Annotated in this window: 2 rRNA genes; both read left to right on the top strand. The window is 42.4% G+C overall.

Going from position 1 to position 425, the window contains the following annotated elements:
* Positions 1-147: ribosomal RNA gene (locus MMP72_RS15800) — 23S ribosomal RNA — on the top strand; the annotation flags it as partial.
* Between the two features lie 197 nt (positions 148-344).
* Positions 345-425: ribosomal RNA gene (gene rrf / locus MMP72_RS15795) — 5S ribosomal RNA — on the top strand; the annotation flags it as partial.

Here is a 425-nt window from a genome sequence, read left to right as displayed (position 1 = left end):
AGCGGGAAGCCTACCTCAAGATAAGATTTCCCTAGGACTTTATGTCCTCTAAAGAGCCGTTCGAGACTAGGACGTTGATAGGTTGGATGTGGAAGTACGGTGACGTATGAAGCTGACCAATACTAATTGCTCGTGAGGCTTGACTATACAACACCCAAGCAGTTGTATATATAGCTTAATCGATTCATAAAACATCATTTCATCTTGATTTAGTGAAATAGCTAGATATAATGAACACCGTAAAAACAGACTTAATATACTAATCCGTTAATAACTCTTTGGTTCGCAAGTAAGGCACTCGGTGAATACACCGTGATTAAGACCCCAAAGCACCACAACAGTTTGCTGGCGACAATAGCAAGAGTGAACCACCTGATCCCTTCCCGAACTCAGAAGTGAAACCTCTTCGCGCTGATGGTAGTGTG

It is taken from the genome of Acinetobacter sp. NIPH 2699 (assembly GCF_022549355.1).
Taxonomy (GTDB): domain Bacteria; phylum Pseudomonadota; class Gammaproteobacteria; order Pseudomonadales; family Moraxellaceae; genus Acinetobacter.
Note: the sequence above shows the minus strand (reverse complement) of the source record. Positions and strands in the feature narration are given on the sequence as shown.